The organism is Nocardia sp. NPDC055053 (assembly GCF_053608285.1).
Map to the genome: position 1 here is coordinate 56,194 of NZ_JBSGVD010000001.1, position 18,845 is coordinate 75,038.

The following is an 18,845-nucleotide window of genomic DNA, read 5'->3' on the forward strand; positions in this document are numbered from 1 at the left end:
TTCCACCCTACCGAGAACTACGAGACCACCCATCCCACAGCCCTATTCGGGGTATACCGAGAGCATGAGTTTCCCGGTGACCTTCGGGCTCGCCCAGGTCGTCCTGCTAGCACTGATCGCGCTCGCCCTAGCCCTCCTCATCTCCGCAGCCCTCGCCGCCCGCCACCGCCGAGGCCCCAAAGCCGTCCTCGGCCGAGGCGCCCCCGCCCTCGCCCTCCTCCTCGTCGCCACCCTCCTCCTCTGGATCGCCACCCTGCTCCAGACCTACCTTGGCCTCACCGGCGAAATCACCGCAGCCCACGTCATCGCAAAACCCGTTGCCGGCCAATCCGACCAACTCGACCTGGAACTAACCATCTTCGGCGACGAAGGCGAGGTAGACACCCGCACAACCCACCGCGTCGAAGGCAACCTCTGGGTCCTCCAAGCCAACATCGTCGAACTACACCCCTGGGTCAACGCCCTCGGCTTCCACTCCGGCTACAAAATCACCCGCCTCTACGGCCAGCGCCTGGACGGCAAACACACCACCCAAGACCACATCATGCTCAACGGCAGCGACCGAGACTTCTTCGAAGACATGAACGAAGGCACCTGGTACACCTCCCCCTTCGTAAAATCCGCCTACGGCAACGCCGTCATAGCCCCCCCCGGCGAATACGACGTCCTCGTCTCCCACGACGCCATCAAAGTCCGCGCGACTAACTGAGTCGTCGGCCCTCGAAACCCGCTCCGCAGGCGCGTACCGTTTACCCATGGACAGCCCACATCGCGCTGGTCCTTGGACTTACGAACATCCTCATCGGCTGGCGACTTCACGGCGGCGGCTCCCCTCTCACCTCCCCATGGTCAACGCTCTCAGCGGCGGCTGCGAACCTCTGGCAAGACGCCCGCCAATAGACCGGGCACCCCATCCCCGCCCAGCAACAACTTCCGGTCCAGCAGACGGTTTCTGGATTCGCATGATGTCTCGCTGACCAGGCAGCAGCCGTGGCATGCGGACAAGTTCAGTTGGGCCACTCGGGCAATATCACTCTCGATACACACCGGATCGTTGGAGCAGAAGTCCGCGTCATCGAGGGCGCCGACGATCGTGGCGGCAAGTCGCTTCGGGTCTCCGAGCCGGACAAGCCCACCCAGAGTTCCCTGTGCGTCACCGTCGGCTGTGTAGATGAGAACACCAGCGGTCTTGTCCGCACGATCGGAGTTTGCGTAGATCCGTTCACGTAGCGATGCCGAGGCATAGCCGCTCTCAAAGGCGAGCCGCCGGATAATAAGATGAGAAAAGGTGTGCAGCGCGATATAGCGCGGTTCCGGAACGTCCAGCCGCGACGCCCATGTCGTGGCAGCCCTGCGATCCGCCAAGAGGGCCGCACGTTGCTGAACGGCTGGTTGGGATTCCCACTCGGCCAGCTGATCTTCGTCGAACCGAATGAAGATGCCCTCGCCATACATCTCGATCGCAGGGTAGACATCGCGACTTCTCGGACCTCTCCCGAGGTAGGGGCGGATCAACGCCGCATCTGCGGTGTGGCGCCGAAAGCCCTTCAGCACTTGAACCTCACGAAGGCGACGGACTTGGCCGATCCCGCTGACCTTGTTCGACAGAGCCTCCGGACGGGCCGCCTTGTCGAGGTCAAATCCATCGACAACGAAGTCCTCGCCCGACCGATCGCGTCCTGCACCTAGCTTCTTCTGGAACGCTGCCCACTCACCGTCTTTAAGATCAAGCAAGACATCGCTGACCGGGATGTCGTCCGGCGCCGCTACACCGGATTCCTCTGCGGCGACGGCAAGGACCATGTCTATCGTCACATCTGGGTCCCCTAGGTCCTCCACGACATAGCCGGCCAAGGCCTCACCACCCGGCGAGGCAATCTTCGTGTTGTCGAAGAATCGGTTTGCCCTGATTTTTGCGTTGAGCTCACTGAAGTGGGTAGGCACCTCCGGAATCACCAGTGCTGCAACCTTTTCAGCGATGTAGTTGCTGGTCGCGCCACGCTGGGCAGCCACCAGTGGGTGCGGACAGGGTTCGACGCCGCGTTCAGCTAGTTCCCACGGCTGGCGTCCGTCGCAGCGCAGGCCGTCTCGACGCAGGGCGCCCTTCGAGGTCAACTCGTCGAGCGATCGGGCAGTGCCGCAGCGATGGCAAGTCACCATGAGCGCCCGCAGACCCTCACCTTTGTCAGCCGCTTTGGTGAACCGAAGCGACTTGTAGTCGTGGCAACGCGGCCGGTTATCGACGCCAGGGCCGCGGTGTGTCCATTTGACCCAGTCGATGTCCTGGACATGGCTGCCTCCCTCACACACCGCGACGTAACGCATCGGCACCAGGCGCCCACCGCAGTCACACGTATTGCTCCACTTGCCGCGCATCCGCCCTGTCCGATCCGACAGTCTGTCGCAGCGCTCGCAGAATCTCCACGCCGGAAATCTCCAGTAGCGCAGCGCGGCAGTATTCTTTCCGATGCGACCGGCGTGAGTAGGTGGCTCTATCAGCTTTCCGCAGCCAAGCCGGGTGCGCAGTCGCTCACAGATGATTTCGTTGCTGGCCTTCTCATCCCACCAGGATGTGTCCGCGGCGATCAACGACTCACCCAAGACGTCGACGATTGCACCAACACCGAAGGGAGACAATACCTCTGACAGTCGGAGATCATGCTTGATGGGTTCCATAGCCGTCCTTCTCCTGCGGTTCAGTCACCACGATTGCCACATTGGGTTCGACGGACCTCATCGAGTCGCCGACCAGCCAGCCTTCACGCTGTTGTCCGAACCTCCGCAACAGGGCAGTTGGGTCGGCGGGGGTGCCTTCGTACCGCATCATGTCGTCTTCTGTCCGAGCCTTTTGGGCCCGCCGGTGCCAGTCAATCAGCAGCCCCTCAAGATCCGCCTCTGTCTCCTCGGCTTCGTCGGGGTCTGATCGTCGGACGTATTCCAGGAGACGTTCGGTCAATCGTTCAACCGCGCTGCGGATCTGCTCGTTGTCGAGGTCGACGGCACCTGCGGCGTCATTGGCGCTGAAAGAACTGAAAGACTGACGCACCAGCGCGACAAGGGCGCCGGCAAGTGACCGATCCCGTGAGGCCAACGACCAGGGTGTCACACTTGTAGGCTCGACACTTCTGTAGAGGGCCTCATGGTAAGCGCCAAAGGTCTCGAAGTGTGAGCGGTCGCGGGGTCGATTGGAACGGAACAAGGTCACGACGACACCATTCGTATCGCCACGCCCTACGCGGCTCGTGGCCTGGATATACTCCGCTGAGGTTTTCGGCTGACCGACCATCAACATCAGTGCCAGTCGTGGGATGTCGATCCCGACGGACAGCATGTTCGACGAGAGCACGACATCGATCACGTCGGCTGATTCACCGATGCCGCGTTTGAGGGTGCGCAGGTCGTTCGGCAGCTGGTCTGCACCGCGATGACTCGTGAGTTCCAGAACGTTCCCGGCCTGCACTGTCCGCCTTCGAATACCCAACCGATCAGCGCGGGGCTCCAACCGACCGTTGACGTCGTCGACAATCAGCGCGGAAGATCGGCCGAGCTCGCGAAGACTGTTGTGGTACATGACCAGTGTCCAATACGCGTCCCGATTCAGGTACGCTCCCGATCCCGAGTCGAGCACTTCCGGAATCTCTACCATGGGTGTTGCGATGGCGACCACTGCCGATGCTTGTGACATCGACTGTGGCATTGCGCCGATGTACAACCGCCCCTGTTTGCTCTTCACCGGCTGCGAAAAGAAGGTCGTATCTCCGTCCAGACCCGATGGTGGGTACAACTTGACCTCGCGCCCGTACATCCCGCGGACCTGGTCATCCGAGGCACGAATCGTAGCGGTCGAGGCGACAATCTTGGGACTCGAACCGGATCTACTCAACAGCAGTTGCACTACTGCGTCGAACACCGCCACGGTCGTACCCAACGGGCCGGACAAAAGATGCAGTTCGTCTTGAATGATCAGGCTCGGCTGTACGAAGGGCGTCTCGATCCCGAGCAGTCGACCGGCTTCAGGCTTGAACTGCAGGCGGGCGAATTTGTCGACAGTGGCAAGCAGGATGGTGGGCGGTTCCTCGTAAAGTACCTGATCGACAACTACCAGCGGAAGTCCGTCGCGGAACTCGCACGACCGGTTCAGACAGGCGAACAGAACATCGCGCCCCTCGACGCGAATCCCGTAGTCCGCGTCGCTAGCCTGATGTTTCTCTGGCAGTAGCGACGAATCACACCAGGGGCAGCTTTCGATCTGGAGCTGGTTGGCCTCGGCCGGTCGGCTAGCCTTCCGAAGCCGTTCCCAAGCAGCAACGGCGTCCTGCCGGGTGTTCGGGGTGACATCCTTACCGACCCACAGCCCAATAGTGAACCGCGGCATTCCCTTGACTCGAGCATCGGATGCGCGCATCAACTCCATTGCACAGATCAGCGAGGCAGCCCGCTGGAACTGTTGGGATGTCAAGAGTCGCAGCGTGTATCGGGTAAGGATGGCTGTGCCACCGCCCCTCTGTCCGTACACCAAGCGGCGACGGAAGATTTCGATTGCGGCCAGGCCGAGGTACGCCTCGGTCTTCCCACCGCCGGTTGGGAACCAGATCAGGTCGACGGTCTCCCGGTCGTCATGATGGTCGTCAACCGTGGATGCGAATGCCACGAGCAGGAAACCGAGCTGGAACGGCCGCCACTGTGGCTTCCTCGGACCGTCAGCGGACCGAACCTTGGCCCGTAGTTGGAGGGCCATCGCCGTCATACCAAGAGCGAAAGCAGATCGCAGCTTTTCGTTGGCGGGATGCCTTAGAACATCGATGCCTTCTCGCATCCGATGGGCAGCGACCACCGACCGCTCGGCGATTCGGTAGGCGATGTCCGCGTCCTTGCCGAAGTCACCGGCACGGCTCATCTGATCGGTCGCCCACTTCGAATACGCGTCGACAAACAGGTCCAATGAGGCAACCACAGCATCGGGATCCGAGTCGATTGTCGCGAGGTGGTCCAGATCGAGAGCTCTCGCCTCGGCTGCGTCCTCCTCGAATGCTGTCGTTTCGATGCTGGGTACCACGTGGGCCGGCACAGGGTCGAGGAACACCTTCCGACAACGGCCATCAGCAAGCTCCCAGTTTGCGGCCATACCGTGTCCGACCGCGAAGACCTTGCGGTCCCGGTACCGCAGACGCAGCTCTGCGGCCTCTGGGTCGAGGTCGACAGATCGTGTCGTGTCGTACTCCAAGATGTGGGCGTCGCCAGCTGGTGCCACAGACAGCTCGACTTGGAACAGCGTGCTCGCGATGTCACCGAAGTCGTCGCCGACGGAGTCTGTCGTCACTCGGACATGGACTGTCACCAGGAACTCACCGTGGAATTCACGCCACCGCGAGCCGATTTCGAGCTCAGGTCCACCAGGAGCCAGTAGCGACACCGGCTTCTCTCCTCGTCGAAGCATGAGTCCACTCGCGTGGAAGGGTGTGCGCTTCCATCGTGGAGGACCATCTCCATCCAGTTTGGCGTATACACCGCAACCGAAATCGACTCGAACTGAGATGCCGTCCGTCACGAACGAGATCGCAGCGGATGACGGTCGCCAGTCCTCGGCAAGGGGAACACCGGCGTCATGTTCTTCGATTTCGCCCTCGGCAACGTCGGCCGACAGTTGACCGATCTGGGATTGGTCACCATATGCGTTGCTAGGGAACAACATGCCGACCGCGTACTGAAGGTTCGGCGGGTTCCTGGTTACTTCCCGTGTGCCTGCATCACCCGAGACGGCCGTAGGCCCCAGATATGAGCTACGGAGATGCTGCAGCACATCTTGCTGTGCACCAGTGAGATTCACTGCCGAACCTCCTGCCGGACAAGTTGCTGCAGGCGCCTCTTGTCTGCCGCGGACGCGATGATATGCAAGGTCACGCGTGCCCGCGTCACCGCAACATAGAACGCAGCGAGGGCGGGGCTATCGAATTCCGCAGGGTGATCACACACGATGATGTGCTCCGCTTCCAGGCCTTTTGCAGACTTGGGATTCGTGACCAGAATTCCTTCACCTGTTCGGTACGGTTCGCCGACTGCCGAGACTCGGAGGATCCAGATGTCCTTCCGTGCCACGCCATCCGCAATGAGTTCGCGCGAGACATCTTCCGCGGCGGGCCCGTCGGCTACTGCCACGGTCCGCCACTGGACCTCGTCACCGTGGACAATGCCCGGGTCCCCGACGTCGGCATGCAGATATTCCTGCACAACGTGAACAATCGATTTCGTGTTGCGGACATTCTTGGTCAAATCGAGCTGCAACGCTTCGTCTCTGACAAGCTCGAATACGTCTGCGTCGAACTCACCGTCGACGTGCGCCTGATTGTTGGGGTCGAGAAACATTCGCCATCTACCACCGGCTCGGCCGCCACGGACGACCCCGTCCAACGCGTCCATACCGCTCGCGTTCATCAAGTCTTGGGCTTCATCGACGAACACGGCGTCGTACTGTTTGCCAACCGCCAGATCGGCGAAAGCCAGCAAGTCGATGCCTCGGTCGGCCACAAGCGGCCGGAAGAACTCGATCAGAGCTGGCGAATGAAAGGTGATCAGTACCGACTTACCCTCGGACGATTCCTGCTTGGCCGCCTCAGCGAGGACGAGGGATTTCCCGGTGCCGGCGCCGCCCTGCACGATGATCCGTTGATTGCGAGACAACGCTGCCAGCACGCGAGCCTGGTCCTCGGTCGCCCTGCTCTGTTCCTCCAGCACCGCACCACGTTGTGCATCGATCACCGGCATGCGGGTGAACTCGCCGAACAAACGGTCTCGGAGATCCTGCTGCCGAGCGATCTTCGTACCGGGCGGTACCGGCCTGGCGCCGACAACAACCTGCTCGAATGCGGCAGTAACACCGGCGACCGTCATGGTTTCACGGGCCCACCAGTGACTGCCCTTCCACTCCACGGCGGACGGCGGTGCTTCGATGTCGGGGGTTATCACGACCGCTTCCTGGGCATACCAACCGAACCCGTCCTTCTGCAGGATGGATCGGAGGGCATGCATTGCCGATTGCGCCTGGTCCATCGGGGATTCACGAAGTTTGTGCCACTGGTCGTTGCGAGAGATGCTGTACCAATCGCCTTCATACTTTCGGACGCCCCCGCCTTTGACCTCGATGACGATGACGACTCCACGCCAGAGGACGACAAAGTCAGCTTCTGCCTGCTGTTTTGTGCCGTGGGTACGAAGCTTCAACGAGTAGAACGCGACGGCATCGGCGGGCGCCTCGACCTTCGCGAGCAGGCGCGCCACCGCACGTTCTGCGGGACTGGCTGCTGTCGACTCGATGCCGGCCAGGTCAGGTACCAAGATCATTTGTTTCGCTCCCGCCACATGTCTTCATATTCGCGATAACCCAGGAAATCGTTTGCGGCACCGAAGTTGTCAGCCACATCGACGATGAGGCATTCCTCTTTGCCGCCGTTGAGCGGCCCACGCAAGCCGCGACCGGCCATCTGAATGTAGGCACTCGGGCTAAACGTTGGCCGAGCGATATAGAGTGCTCTAACTCCAGGTGCATCGAAGCCCTGAATTAAGAGGTCACAGTTGGTCAAGACCTGAATCTCTCCCTGCTTGAATCGTCGGATCGTGTCACGACGGGCCCGCATTCCGGTCTGACCACTGACCGACTCAGCCTCTACGCCCCGGTACCGCAAAGTGGCGGCAAGAACCTGCGCAGAAAGCACATTCGGTGTGAAGACGAGGATCGGCCATGAGGGGTCCTGAGCGAGAATGTGATCGACCAACGCCTGCATCCGTTGTTCATTCTTGCCGATCCGGTCGAGGACTCTGGCGTCCAGCCTTCGCATCGATTGGACCACACTGAGTTCTGCTGCATTCAGTTCGACCTCGATGCCGGGGAGAACCTCCCGCGCAACTCGGGCGAGTACGCCTAGGTTGACCAGCTCTTCATATACGAAGGAACTGCCGCCGAAGGCTTGCCGAATGTTGGAGTCGAACCGGCTTGCCAGCTCCCGAGTCTTTTCCGTGTTGTCCGATCTGCCTCTGAACGGAGTCGCCGATAGTCCGACCAGCGGTCGCTTCCAGTGGTGACCATCCACGCCGAGCCAGCGCAGAATCCGGGTGTAGCGAGGCCCGACAGCGCGGTGGGCTTCGTCGACGAATACCGCAGTCGACTCGCTGAGCCATTCGTATTCAGGTTGGTCGAGGATGACCTCCAGCTTGGCGTCGGTGGCAACGATGACGCTGAACTCGGTATCCGGTTGGTGAACGGTGTTCCCCTCCCACAGGCGACCGACGGTCAGCGGCCGTTCGTCTCCGAGACCACGCCAGACTGTGCTGAAAGTCTGTACCGCCTGCTCACACAGCTCGGCCGACTGGGCGATCCACAGCACAGGCCCCTGCAACTCGCCTTCGATGAAGAGCTGCAGCACTGTTTGAGTCGCTACACGGGTCTTGCCTGCACCGGTGGGGAGATCGATCAGGCTCTTGAGGCAGTTGCCGTTTTGTTTGCGGTTGGTCAGATCAGCTCGAAGCTCTCTGCTGATGTCGAATTGAAAGTTGTGCAAACGCTCCAGCTTCACCGCACCGGGAACGACGAACTCATCTGCCTGCGGCGTGCTTCGGGTGCCGGCATATTCCGCGCCGAAGCCCATCTTTCGGACCCACGCGATCGCAGGTCCCTCGCCGGCCCAACGTTTCGGAACATCGGTGTACCCGTCTTCGCGAAAGCGGTCTGCCAGTCGGCGGATTGCATCGGCGCGGTATACGGTCAGGAAAAGGTCACCTAGCGAGGTCGTGCCGTCGACGAGTCCCTGGTTCTGGAGTGCATGCCACAGGCCGGTTGGTAGATCCTCACGCAGTGTGTCGTCCCCGAAGTAGATCTCAAGCCGAGCACTGTCAGTCGTAACTGCACGTGCTTGTGCGCGCTGCAGCTCAAGCTTCTGGTCGATTCCCGCCTGAAGCGCCTTCTCAAGTTCGGCATTTGTCAGATTCAGGCCGAACGCCTCATTCACGATTCGAGCAACTCGGGAATCATCGAAATCTGCTCGAACCGTGAGGGTTACGCCATCGAGATGCCAGTCCAAGGCCTGCTCCTCCGCGCCGTCCTCGGTGGATACGAGCTTTGCAATGGTCAGTGCTGTTACTACTGAAGCATTCTCGATGCGATCCCGAGCCAGAGTCGTGCGGAGGCCCGTAAACCGGTCGAGTACTGCGTCATTTCCCTTCACACCGTCGATCTCGATGGAGAACGAAAAGCTGTCTTCGAATCGGCGACAGCCGACCTCGTGCACCAAATGCTCTGCCTGCTCCTCCGTGGCGAACAGGAAGTGCTTGCCACGCTGGGAGAGGAATCTTTCTTGTTCCTCGGTGGTGGCCACGAACACGGACTCCGGCGGCGTCGGTTCGATGTTGCGTCCCACAAGAGCTGGAATCGAGCTAGGCCGCTTGCCCTGATACGCACGGGTTCCTGCCGCGATGACAAATTCGGCAAGTCTGGCCATCGAGACATTTCCGCTGAACTGGCGGGCTTCGAGAGCCTCCTGGAGCACTCCTACGGGAACGTCCTCGATCGACTGCGGCAACGACAGGGCATCCGCCACGGCCCTGGCGCCTTTGAACTGCGGAAGCAGTGTGCCGTACTCGACCAGTATCGGGGAGACGACACCCAATGGAGGGCGCGACCCCCACGTAGAGCTCACGACACCTGCGTGCAGGACTGCCCATCGAGCTGGCGAGTCGACCGTATAGGTCCGACTGGTGTCGAGATCCTCGCAGGTCCACACGCCGTCGGTCGCAGCAGCGAGCAATCGGACAGTCATGGCCTCCCGCAGCTTGGTGGCTGCTCCGACGTCCTTCATCGCCAGCAGGACCGAGAAAGGCCCCGCGCCCTGGCCTCGATCGAACTCGATTCGCACAGTTGGGCTCTCGTGGGGACCACGATCCTGGTTGACGAGATTCAGCACGAACTCGTGGTACTCGTCGAAACGGAGTTCATCCTCGATCGGATACTCGGCGACGACCTCCGCGACAGCTCCGGCAGCGTGAGCCACTGCAGGAACGCATCGACGCCGGTCGAGCTGCCGATCGGGTGCAAGCTCGCCGAGCCCATCGAAGTCCAACACTCGATGTGGCAACGACCAGCCGCCATCTAGAGTGGGTACCTTCAGAACGCCTCGGGTGTCCCGCTCGACAATCTTCCGCGCTGCCGCTTCGGTGACGTCCAAGGCAGCCTCCCAAAAGTCGACGTGCGCACTGTCGTCGGACTGTGGAGACAAGCTGTTCAGCCGGGCCCGCAGGATGGCGAGCGGGTCGAGGTTGCGGAATTTTGCCGCGCGGAGTCGGTCTTCTACACCATGGATGCCGAGAAATCGCGGGTCGACGAATACCCCGCCGTCCATGTCGATGCCGTCCACCCGGTGTAGGAAAACGGACTTGTAGTCGTCGAGCGACCGCGGTCCGCCACTCGTCGGGACAACCTTCGCGGATCTGATGCTGGGGATCTTCGGGTTCTGCAACACGAAGTCGAGTGCCTTTGCGGCAGATTCGACGTCCGGACCGTCGGCCCACTCACGCAGCCAGGTCAGGATACCGCGTTTTGCCATCGAGTTCCGGGCGGCGGCTACATCGGACCGCTGCCCGTCCGAGAACTGTGGCGAATAGGCATTTACGTAGATATCACGCAGTCGCGTGAGACGCGCCGCACTCGCGTAGCACCGCCAATGCGGCACGTCCGCAAGCGTATTCGGCGACTCAATCCAGCCTTTGATGTCTTCTACGGACGCACCGCCACGATCACCAGGCGCGACAACACACTCGAAGTCGAGTGGGCGCAAGTCCTTGGCGTAGCAGAACTTACTGTCAGAGTTCGGCACAATATTTGCATTCGCGATGAGCCATGGAATTTGATTGGTCAGCATCCGGTCACCGAATGACCGCAGCTCTCGACCACGGGCCGGCAGATAGTCTAGATGAGCAGCCGGATCACTTACTGAAGTCACCTTTGGCAGCATCTCGACAAACATCCCAGCCAAGGTCGAAAGAATCTCGCGGTTGTAGTCGTTTTCCTGCAGATTCGTGCGATCGTTATTGACACTCCATGGCGCATTGAAGAGACCTGAAGCCGTTGTCTCATCCGCCAGTGGGAAGTAGGACCAGAATTGCCCGACCTTCCGCTCAGACTGCCGTGCGGGCATCGCAACGGTAACCTTGACCTGTTTCCTGGAGACTGCTTCGCCCACCATTGATCGAGCCGGGGCAGAGGGCGCATGCATACGATGTTGCACCACCCAGTCCACGGCACGATCACCCTTTTCGATCCGCACGCGCCCGTTACCGAGGTCGACCGACCTGTGGATCATCGAGAATTCACTATCGTTAGAGATGATCCGGAGACGTATCTCCCGAACATCCTCGACGAACAGCAAGAACTCGGAACGGAATTCTCGAATCTCCTTCGCCAAGCTTTCCATTCGAGTCAGACTCGGCAGTCTGACGATTGTTGTAGCCCAAGTCGAAAAATCAGCAAGCACTGAATCATTCATAAACGCGACATCAGCGTCCACCCTGGTCGCGGTCCGAAGAATCGGCAGCCTGGGGGCGTTCGGATTAACCACCGCAAGCCTGCGCCGAGCCTCCTCTGAATTAAACTCGAACGATACAGACCGGCTGAACACCTGAGGGGTGGCCGTCACGGCAAGGACGGATTTGAATCCAAGGCCGAAGCGACCGATTTCGTCACCATGCTTTGCGCTCAGATGGGCATGAGCGATTGCCGTCAAGCCTTCGACCGTAAAGGGGCGACCGCCATTCGCGCAATACAGGATACCTCGATTCTCATCGAGGGTAATGTCGATTCGACCGGAACCTGTTGCGACGCCCCCAGTTCCGCGCACAGCATCTGCAGCATTCTGGACCAGCTCTAACAGCGTGCGACTCGAGTATCCGCCAGATCGGATGGAGTCCTCATGATTCGCATGTTCATCGACGAGGTTGCGATTGGCCTCGTACGAGCCGATAGCACTTTCGAACAGAATGTCAACCTCTCGGGCGAGCGGTCCGTTCGAGGTCCATTCAAGCGAATGTTCTACACCCACGATGTAGACACCCCCCAAGGCAGCCAGCTAGAACACGGCACAGCCAACACCTGTATTCAACTCCTAAGGATTGAGTCGGCCGCCACCATACTTTTCTCCCACCTAGGGCGACCTGCCGTGAATTCTAAGCACATCCAACCGAATCTGTCCAGCGTCGAGCTGACATCGAGAAACCGAGCGTCCAGTCGGTATGTTTTGAACGCATGACTCGAACCGAGTGCGGCGAGCCGACAAATCGAATCAATCGCCGATCGTCGCGATCCGACAAACCCGAATGGCTATGCAGCGTTCATTTACCTTCTACCGATCACGACACAACAGAGAAACGGCAAGTGCGACAAATGGGTAATGACGATAGAGTTTTCTTCCCTGACATTCAGGAGCCCATCATGGATGACACGAATACGTATTTCCGAGAATAGTGCCGAAATGCTGTTCCCATTTCAGAGACGCGTATAACAAACGTTCTTCGGCGGTCCCGTAGGCGACGGTCCCGCTCCGGACTAGGCCACGACTTTTGCCGTTCTCGGCCTGCCACGGTTGCACACCATATTCGACCCACGCCCACGGCACGGTGCCATGCGTGATCTTCAGGTGGCCGCGCCCAGAAGTCGTGAGCTCCAGTGTGTAACACCGTACTCCGGCGGAGGTGGGATCAAGCTTGCGGCGATCAGCCTGTCCCCGTCCACTGTCCGTGGCTGACCCGAGCGGGTCTCGTCGTACACGCCATCAATCCCGCGAACGTGGTGGCGATCTCGCCAGTTGATCACTGTTTGACGTGACATCGAGAACCTACGGGTAATCTCGGCGTGAACCACGCATCGGCAGCCAACACGATGAAGCCTGGGCCCGCAGCACGAGTCCAGGCTTCATCGTCGACATCCGAATCCAACCCTGCAGAATCTCTCGGTCGCCGTCACGCAACACCAGAGGGGCAGCTCGCATGTCAGGGATTCAATCAGATGCATTGCCCAACAACTTTCGAATCAACGCACTAGAACGGGCCGGCCTCGATCAACTGACGCTGATCGACGACAGGCTGGACTCCCCGTCTCGGCGCGACGGCAACAGTCGTTTGGTGGGTCACCCCCAGTCAACCGACAGCTTGACCATCCCCGACGCGGGGTAGACGGCTGAGTCCACGTTGGATGCCCGATCATCGTGGATAGAATGTGCCGATCATGTCTGACCTTTCTTCTCCTCCCAGCTCGTCCGAGTACCACATGGTGGACCTGTTCGCGGGCCCCGGCGGGCTCGACGTTGCCGCGCGATGGCTCGGGGTCGACTCGGTCGGCATTGAGTGGGATGGGGATGCTTGTGCGACCCGTGCAGCAGCCGGGCTAGCCACCATCAGGGGCGATGTAGCGGAGTATTCCGTGAAGGACATCGAGCCCTCTGCTCCGTTCCGGATCCTCTCCGGGGGGCCGCCATGCCAGACATACACCGTTGCAGGCAACGGCGTCGGCCGTGAGTCGATCGGCACGCTCATCAAGCTGGTTGAAGAGATGATCGAGCAGGAGAACATCGACGAAGCGCTGTGGCAGCTGAAAGAGGACACGGGCGACGAGCGGACCGGCCTGGTGCTCCAGCCGCTGCGGTGGGCGTTGGAGGCGTACATCGCGGACCGCCCGTTCGACGCGATCGTGCTCGAACAGGTACCGCAGGTGCTGCCGGTCTGGCAGGCAGTGGCCGACGCGTTACGCGCACTGAAATATAGTGTGGCAGTTGGTGTACTGCACACCGAGGAGTTCGGCGTCCCACAGACACGTCGTCGCGCGATCCTGATCGCGCGACGCTCAGGCGAAGCGTTTCTTCCGGAGTCCACGCACCATCGCTATCGGAAAGGTACGGCGCGGGGAGTCGGTGACCCAGCGAAGCTGCCGTGGCGAACGATGGGAGAATCGCTAGGCCGCCGTGGCCGTTTCGAGGTGGTGTCGAACTATGGCACTGGGGGTGACCCGGCCGCTCGGGGACGCAGGCGGTTTGATCAGCCTGCTGCCACAGTCACAGGCAAGATCTCTCGGAATCGGCTGGTGTTTCCCGGCTCCAATCAGAACTTGGACAAGCCGCGGTTCGAGAACTTCGAATCCGGCATGCTGCAGACCTTCCCCAACAACTACCAATGGAGCGGTCGAGCAATCGCCCAGCAGATCGGGAATGCCATCCCGCCCCGGCTAGCGGCCCACGTCCTTGCGGCGGCGCTGGGCAAGCGTGTCGATCCCACCGATCTCGACCACGCTGTCGCCGCGAAATGGGGCAACGACAGTAGCGGTATCGTCCCGCTGTTGGAGCTGAGTGCGGAGTGATCGCTCTCGGTTGAGCGGGCGAAGGCGACGCCCTCTCAGTGCGGATGCCTCATAAGGCGGCCGGGCGTAACACCACAGTGGTGCGCGCCCAGCCGAGCGTTCACATTCGTTGTGGTGCAGCGATCACCAGCTGCCCCAACCCGTGTTCGATAGTGCGAGAAGCTAACTGGTGCAGTTTGATTCGAGTCGATCAGATCGGCTCGTCGGCCGCTACGACGCCGATGTTGCTAGTCGCCCCTCCGGAAGTGATCATTCCGCCTACATCCCAGAACGTGGCAACTTCGGCAACCGGCGGATTGACATAGCCGATTAGTTCCCGCAGCCACCGGAGTACTGCGATCTCGACGAACGTCGCGCTCGGGCTGTCGAACGACTGGTTGATCATGTTCTGCTGAGTCAGTACCGCCAGAACACTGCCCGTCAGTGCAAAGTGATCATCGCCGGTGTCGCCGAATCCCATGAATCTCGGCGAAGCTTCGTTCTTGCAGAGCGGCAGTACTCGATCGACAAAATCGGCCAGGACCTCCTCTGCTGTCATGGAGTACATCGGCAGGTCGGTGACGAGCGAATCGCGGATCTCCTGCGCGGTGGCACGTCGGCCGAAGATCTCCGGCCGCGCTTTGAACCGCAAGCCGAGATTCACGGCGCGATGAAGTAGCCCGCTGTGGTGGTCGACCTGCGGGAGCGTGCGCGCATATTGTCGATGTCTTCATCGAAGCCTGCCTTCCGTGTGGTGCATATCCGGTCGCTACTACGTTCCAAGAGGAAGTCCGTTATGGGCAGACACGCGACCGCTACGGAACCACTACCTGCCGCAGTAGTCGACGACGTGGCACTGCGCGGAAGGTGCAGCGCGGCCGGCCAACCGCGCACGGGCAGCTGGCAGTTCGGGCGATGTCAACGGGAATAGGTCCTTGAACATCGTCGGTGGAACGTCGGTTCACATGTATCTGTGTTGTTGTTTTCGTTGCTGTGCACAGATATTCGCGAAGTGGTGGTCGGAGGCGGGGCGAGGCGGCATTCTCGGAGGTTGAGATCCACTCGTTGTTCAGGAGCCACATGACTGTCCGAAGTGACCGTGAGGGTGGTGTGCCTGAGACGCTGCCTGCGTTACAGAGTTTGCCCGCCGATGAAGCCAGGGATTTGTTCGAGTTGATGCGGGCGGCGGTGACGTTCGAGGCTGCGGCGCTGGACAAGTCGATCGACTCGATGATCGGGGCGTTGCCTCGGCCGTTGCGTGCGGTGACGAAGAAGATCATGTTCGGCGGCAGATGACTGATTTGACTACGCGGGCGCAGTTGATTCTGCTGGCTCGCACGCTGCATGTTCATCCTCAGCGGGTGCAGCATCTGCGGTATCTGGGGGCCGATCGGCTGCATGAGTTGCAGCAGCAGATATCCGGGGTGTTGTTCGATCAGCACACCGAGACGTTTCGGCGGATCAGTGCGTTGGTGCCGTTCATACCGTTGTCTATCTCGATTCCGTTGGTGCAGAGGCTGGTTCCGCCGATGACTACCGGGCGGGCGGCGGGGTCTGTCGGGGTGGAGCATCCGGTCAAGGCTGCTGAGACGTTGATGATGCTCGATCCGAGGTATGCGGCGGACTGTGCGCCGTATCTGGATCCGCGGGCCATCGAGCAGCTGTCGGATGTGGCGCCGCCTGGGCCGATCGTCGAGATCGTGAACGAGCTGCTGCGGCGGTGTGATTATGTGACTGCTGGGCCCTTCTTGTCGTGTGCCACACCGGAGTTGATCGCGGCTGTGGAGGCGGGTGTTCCTGACGATGCGGGGCTGATCCACTCTGCTGCCTACTCCTATGACGTCGACATCCTCAGCTCCGTGATCCGGCAGTTGCTCGATGGTCCGCATCGGCGGGTTCCGCGGATGGTGCATGCGGTGATGTCAGGCCGCCCTGCGCTGCAACATGCTGCGCTGTCGGTGTTTTCGCGGTGTGCGCCGGATGTGATCTGCCGGGTGGGCGATGTGCTGTTCGGCAATGCGCGGCCTGTCGAGGTGGCCAACCTGGTCAGGAATGCGATCGGGGTGGGGGCGGTGCCTGAACTTCTCACGCTGGCTGGGCAGCTCACGCCGGTCGCGCTGTGGACGCTGGTCGGCAATCCGGTGTTCGACGATCCGGGGGTGGGAGTCGGGCTGGTCGCGCCGCTGGACAGCCGCAGTGACTCGGGTAGTTGGCGTGGGCTGTTCACGTTGATCTCGCGCATGGACGAGCGTGTGCGGAGCGTGGTCGGTTACGCGCTGGCCGCGCTGTCGGATTCCACGGTGGCGGAGCTTCCTGCCCGGGCCACGGAAACCCATTGCTGGCCCGCGTTGCTCGACTTGGTTGCCGTCGCCGGACCCGACGCGCAGGCTCGGTTCGGCGCCGTGTGGTCGGGGCTCGGGCCCGAGCGGCGGGCGCACCTGCACCGGTGCATTACCGAGCATCACTACGACACCCGGCTGGCCGAGATCACGGCGTTGGTGGCCCCGGTCGCGGTCGACCAGTTGTTCTTCCAGCGGCGGCGGATGCAGCGGTATCGGCACGGATAGTCCGGAGTAGACGTAGCGCCGGACTACGCCGGAAGTTCCGATGGCTGTGGTAGGGAGCCATCGGATGCGCTGTCACCGACGTGCCCACCCGGCGGCAGCCACGCCTTGTTGCCAGGTGGCAGCTCACCGCTGCGTACACCGAGATCGCCCCTGGCGCATTCGTAGAACTCGTTGCGCAGGCGGCCCATCTCCTCGTACTTGCGGACGTACTCGTCGTGGGCCATGTCGGCGCCCATCGCCACATAGCCGAGTTCCCACGCGGCCTTGTTCCAGCGACGGGCCGCCGCGACCGCCTCGGGCGAGCCGAGCAGCAGAACGATCTCCCACTTCAGCGACTTCTCCGAATCGGCGTCCACCAGTGCACGCAGGCCCTCCTCGAGGTCGATCGGCTGGCCGGCATTCGGGAAACCGCGGGCGGCCGACAATCGCATCGAGATCAAGGCGTACTGCTTGAGTGCGTGGGCGAATTCATTGTACGCGACCAGTCTGCGGTCATCCCACTTGCTCTGCTCCGCACGGCGCCATCGTGACCGTTCCGTCCACGTTGTCAGAACGAAAGTCGTACCGCCGCCGAGCAGGACGCCGGCCATCGTGAGTACTTGCTGCACAACGGGATTCACTCCTCCATGATGGCGACTGTGTCGAGGCGGCGCTACGCAATCGGCGATGACCTAGCTAGCGTGTGCGGGGTGTCAGCTGTTCTTCCGACGGCGCCGGTTTCAGCGGCACCGTCGCGGAGTGTTCTTATGACTTCGTCATCTGCCAGGTCAGTCGTGTATTCGGCTGCGGCGGGGGTAACTGAGTATCGGCGGCGGGGCCACTCGCGGTGTTCACGATGCGCGGTTGGCGATGTGCGGCAGCCTGGTGGATCTGGTCAGAGTGGGCCGACCGGGACTACGCGAGGAGGACCAGATGTACAGGGTTGCGGATCAGCGGCCGGCTAGCGGGGGGACGGCGGTTGCGGCTGCGGTTCTTGCGCTGCTCGGGGGGATTGTCGGGGTGGTCGGGGTTGTTTTCGGGGTGGTGGCGACCGTGAACAGTGAGCGTGGGGTGTTCGCGTGGGGGTTGGTTCCTGGGTGGATGTCGGTGGTGTCGATGGTGACATTGGTGGTCGACTCGCTGGCGGGGGTGTTGTTGCTGGCGGGGGCGATTCTGGTGTTCCGGCGGCGGGGGGGCGGGGCCGACGTTGGTGGTGCTGGGGTGTGTGGGGGTGCTGGCCTCGTATGTGGTGACGGTGATCTCGACTGTTGTCCAGTTGCTGCACTACGGCATTCCGGTCGGGCGGCATCTGGATGCGGTGTTCGGGCAATCGGCCTTCTACGGGCTCGAGTCTGTGGGGATCGACGTGCCGTGGGGGTTGTCGATGCTGGTGCTGGTGTTTCCGGTGGTGACATTCGTGCTCGCCGTGCTGCCGTCGACGCGGCGGTGGTGCAAGGGAGCGGCCGGGCAGGTCGGTGGGCGACCCGTCGGCGCCTGGGCACCCGGTGCGCAAATGCCGGGTGTGCAGCCATACGGCACGCGGCCGCCGGTCGGGCACCATCCCGGAGTTACGCCAGCCCCTGCGCAGCATCCGGGTGCCGCACCCATGCCCGGCGGACACTATCCCGGTCTCGCGCCCACACCTGGCGCGGTGGCCGCACCGAGCGCACAACACCCCGCTGTTGCACCCATACCCGGCGCACAGCCCGCACCCGCCCTTGGCGCACAGTCCCCTGGTGCCGCACCCATCCAAGGCGCGTCACATCCGGGTTTCCCACAGCCGAGTCATGCAGCGCCACAGGGGCAACAGCTCGCGATCGGTCAGCCGCCGCAGTACCGACCTCAGGGTGGATATCGCCCCTGACAACAGAGTTCGATCGTTGAATCCGGCACTACCAAGGGTCTGTTCGACCAGACGTCCACCGCCTCTGTTA

Annotated in this window: 11 protein-coding genes; 4 read left to right on the forward strand and 7 right to left on the reverse strand. The window is 61.5% G+C overall.

Annotated features, from left to right (window positions below; genetic code table 11):
• The first annotated feature begins 64 nt into the window (after nucleotides 1–64).
• Entirely contained in the window at nucleotides 65–709 is a 645-nt protein-coding gene (locus tag ACWF82_RS00265; protein WP_452496443.1) for a hypothetical protein, read from the forward strand.
• 149 nt (nucleotides 710–858) lie between these two features.
• On the opposite strand, the gene drmB is transcribed toward ACWF82_RS00265, so the two are convergent.
• The 5 genes from drmB to ACWF82_RS00290 all read right to left on the reverse strand — a co-directional run bounded on the left by drmB (nucleotide 859) and on the right by ACWF82_RS00290 (nucleotide 12,865).
• Nucleotides 859–2,676 (reverse strand): DrmB family protein, encoded by a 1,818-nt coding sequence (drmB, locus tag ACWF82_RS00270; RefSeq protein ID WP_452496445.1) that lies wholly within the window; start codon nucleotides 2,674–2,676, stop codon nucleotides 859–861.
• Nucleotides 2,657–5,827, reverse strand: coding sequence for a helicase-related protein (locus ACWF82_RS00275; RefSeq protein ID WP_452496447.1), 3,171 nt, complete (start codon nucleotides 5,825–5,827; stop codon nucleotides 2,657–2,659). The genes drmB and ACWF82_RS00275 overlap by 20 nt, the downstream gene beginning before the upstream one ends.
• Nucleotides 5,824–7,338 (reverse strand): NERD domain-containing protein, encoded by a 1,515-nt coding sequence (locus ACWF82_RS00280; RefSeq protein ID WP_452496449.1) that lies wholly within the window; start codon nucleotides 7,336–7,338, stop codon nucleotides 5,824–5,826. The genes ACWF82_RS00275 and ACWF82_RS00280 overlap by 4 nt, the downstream gene beginning before the upstream one ends.
• Nucleotides 7,335–12,080, reverse strand: a complete 4,746-nt coding sequence (locus ACWF82_RS00285) for a sacsin N-terminal ATP-binding-like domain-containing protein (protein ID WP_452496450.1) — start codon at nucleotides 12,078–12,080, stop codon at nucleotides 7,335–7,337. The genes ACWF82_RS00280 and ACWF82_RS00285 overlap by 4 nt, the downstream gene beginning before the upstream one ends.
• Nucleotides 12,081–12,670: 590 nt before the next feature.
• On the reverse strand, nucleotides 12,671–12,865 hold the full coding sequence (locus ACWF82_RS00290; RefSeq protein ID WP_452496452.1) for a hypothetical protein: 195 nt from the start codon (nucleotides 12,863–12,865) through the stop codon (nucleotides 12,671–12,673).
• A gap of 396 nt (nucleotides 12,866–13,261) precedes the next feature.
• Here ACWF82_RS00290 and ACWF82_RS00295 point away from each other — a divergent pair, with 396 nt between their 5' ends.
• Nucleotides 13,262–14,386, forward strand: coding sequence for a DNA cytosine methyltransferase (locus ACWF82_RS00295; protein ID WP_452496454.1), 1,125 nt, complete (start codon nucleotides 13,262–13,264; stop codon nucleotides 14,384–14,386).
• 190 nt (nucleotides 14,387–14,576) lie between these two features.
• Here ACWF82_RS00295 and ACWF82_RS00300 read toward each other — a convergent pair whose 3' ends face one another.
• On the reverse strand, nucleotides 14,577–15,029 hold the full coding sequence (locus ACWF82_RS00300; protein WP_452496456.1) for a pyridoxal-dependent decarboxylase: 453 nt from the start codon (nucleotides 15,027–15,029) through the stop codon (nucleotides 14,577–14,579).
• A 446-nt stretch (nucleotides 15,030–15,475) separates the two neighbouring features.
• Here ACWF82_RS00300 and ACWF82_RS00305 point away from each other — a divergent pair, with 446 nt between their 5' ends.
• Together ACWF82_RS00305 and ACWF82_RS00310 are read left to right on the forward strand one after the other, a co-directional pair.
• Complete coding sequence (locus ACWF82_RS00305) at nucleotides 15,476–15,661, forward strand: hypothetical protein (protein ID WP_379031149.1); 186 nt, start codon at nucleotides 15,476–15,478, stop codon at nucleotides 15,659–15,661.
• Nucleotides 15,658–16,932, forward strand: coding sequence for a hypothetical protein (locus tag ACWF82_RS00310; RefSeq protein WP_452496458.1), 1,275 nt, complete (start codon nucleotides 15,658–15,660; stop codon nucleotides 16,930–16,932). The genes ACWF82_RS00305 and ACWF82_RS00310 overlap by 4 nt, the downstream gene beginning before the upstream one ends.
• Nucleotides 16,933–16,955: 23 nt before the next feature.
• On the opposite strand, the gene ACWF82_RS00315 is transcribed toward ACWF82_RS00310, so the two are convergent.
• Nucleotides 16,956–17,540 carry a hypothetical protein gene (locus ACWF82_RS00315; protein ID WP_452496460.1) on the reverse strand — a complete coding sequence of 195 codons (585 nt, stop codon included), beginning with the start codon at nucleotides 17,538–17,540 and terminating at the stop codon, nucleotides 16,956–16,958.
• Between the last annotated feature and the right edge of the window lie 1,305 nt (nucleotides 17,541–18,845).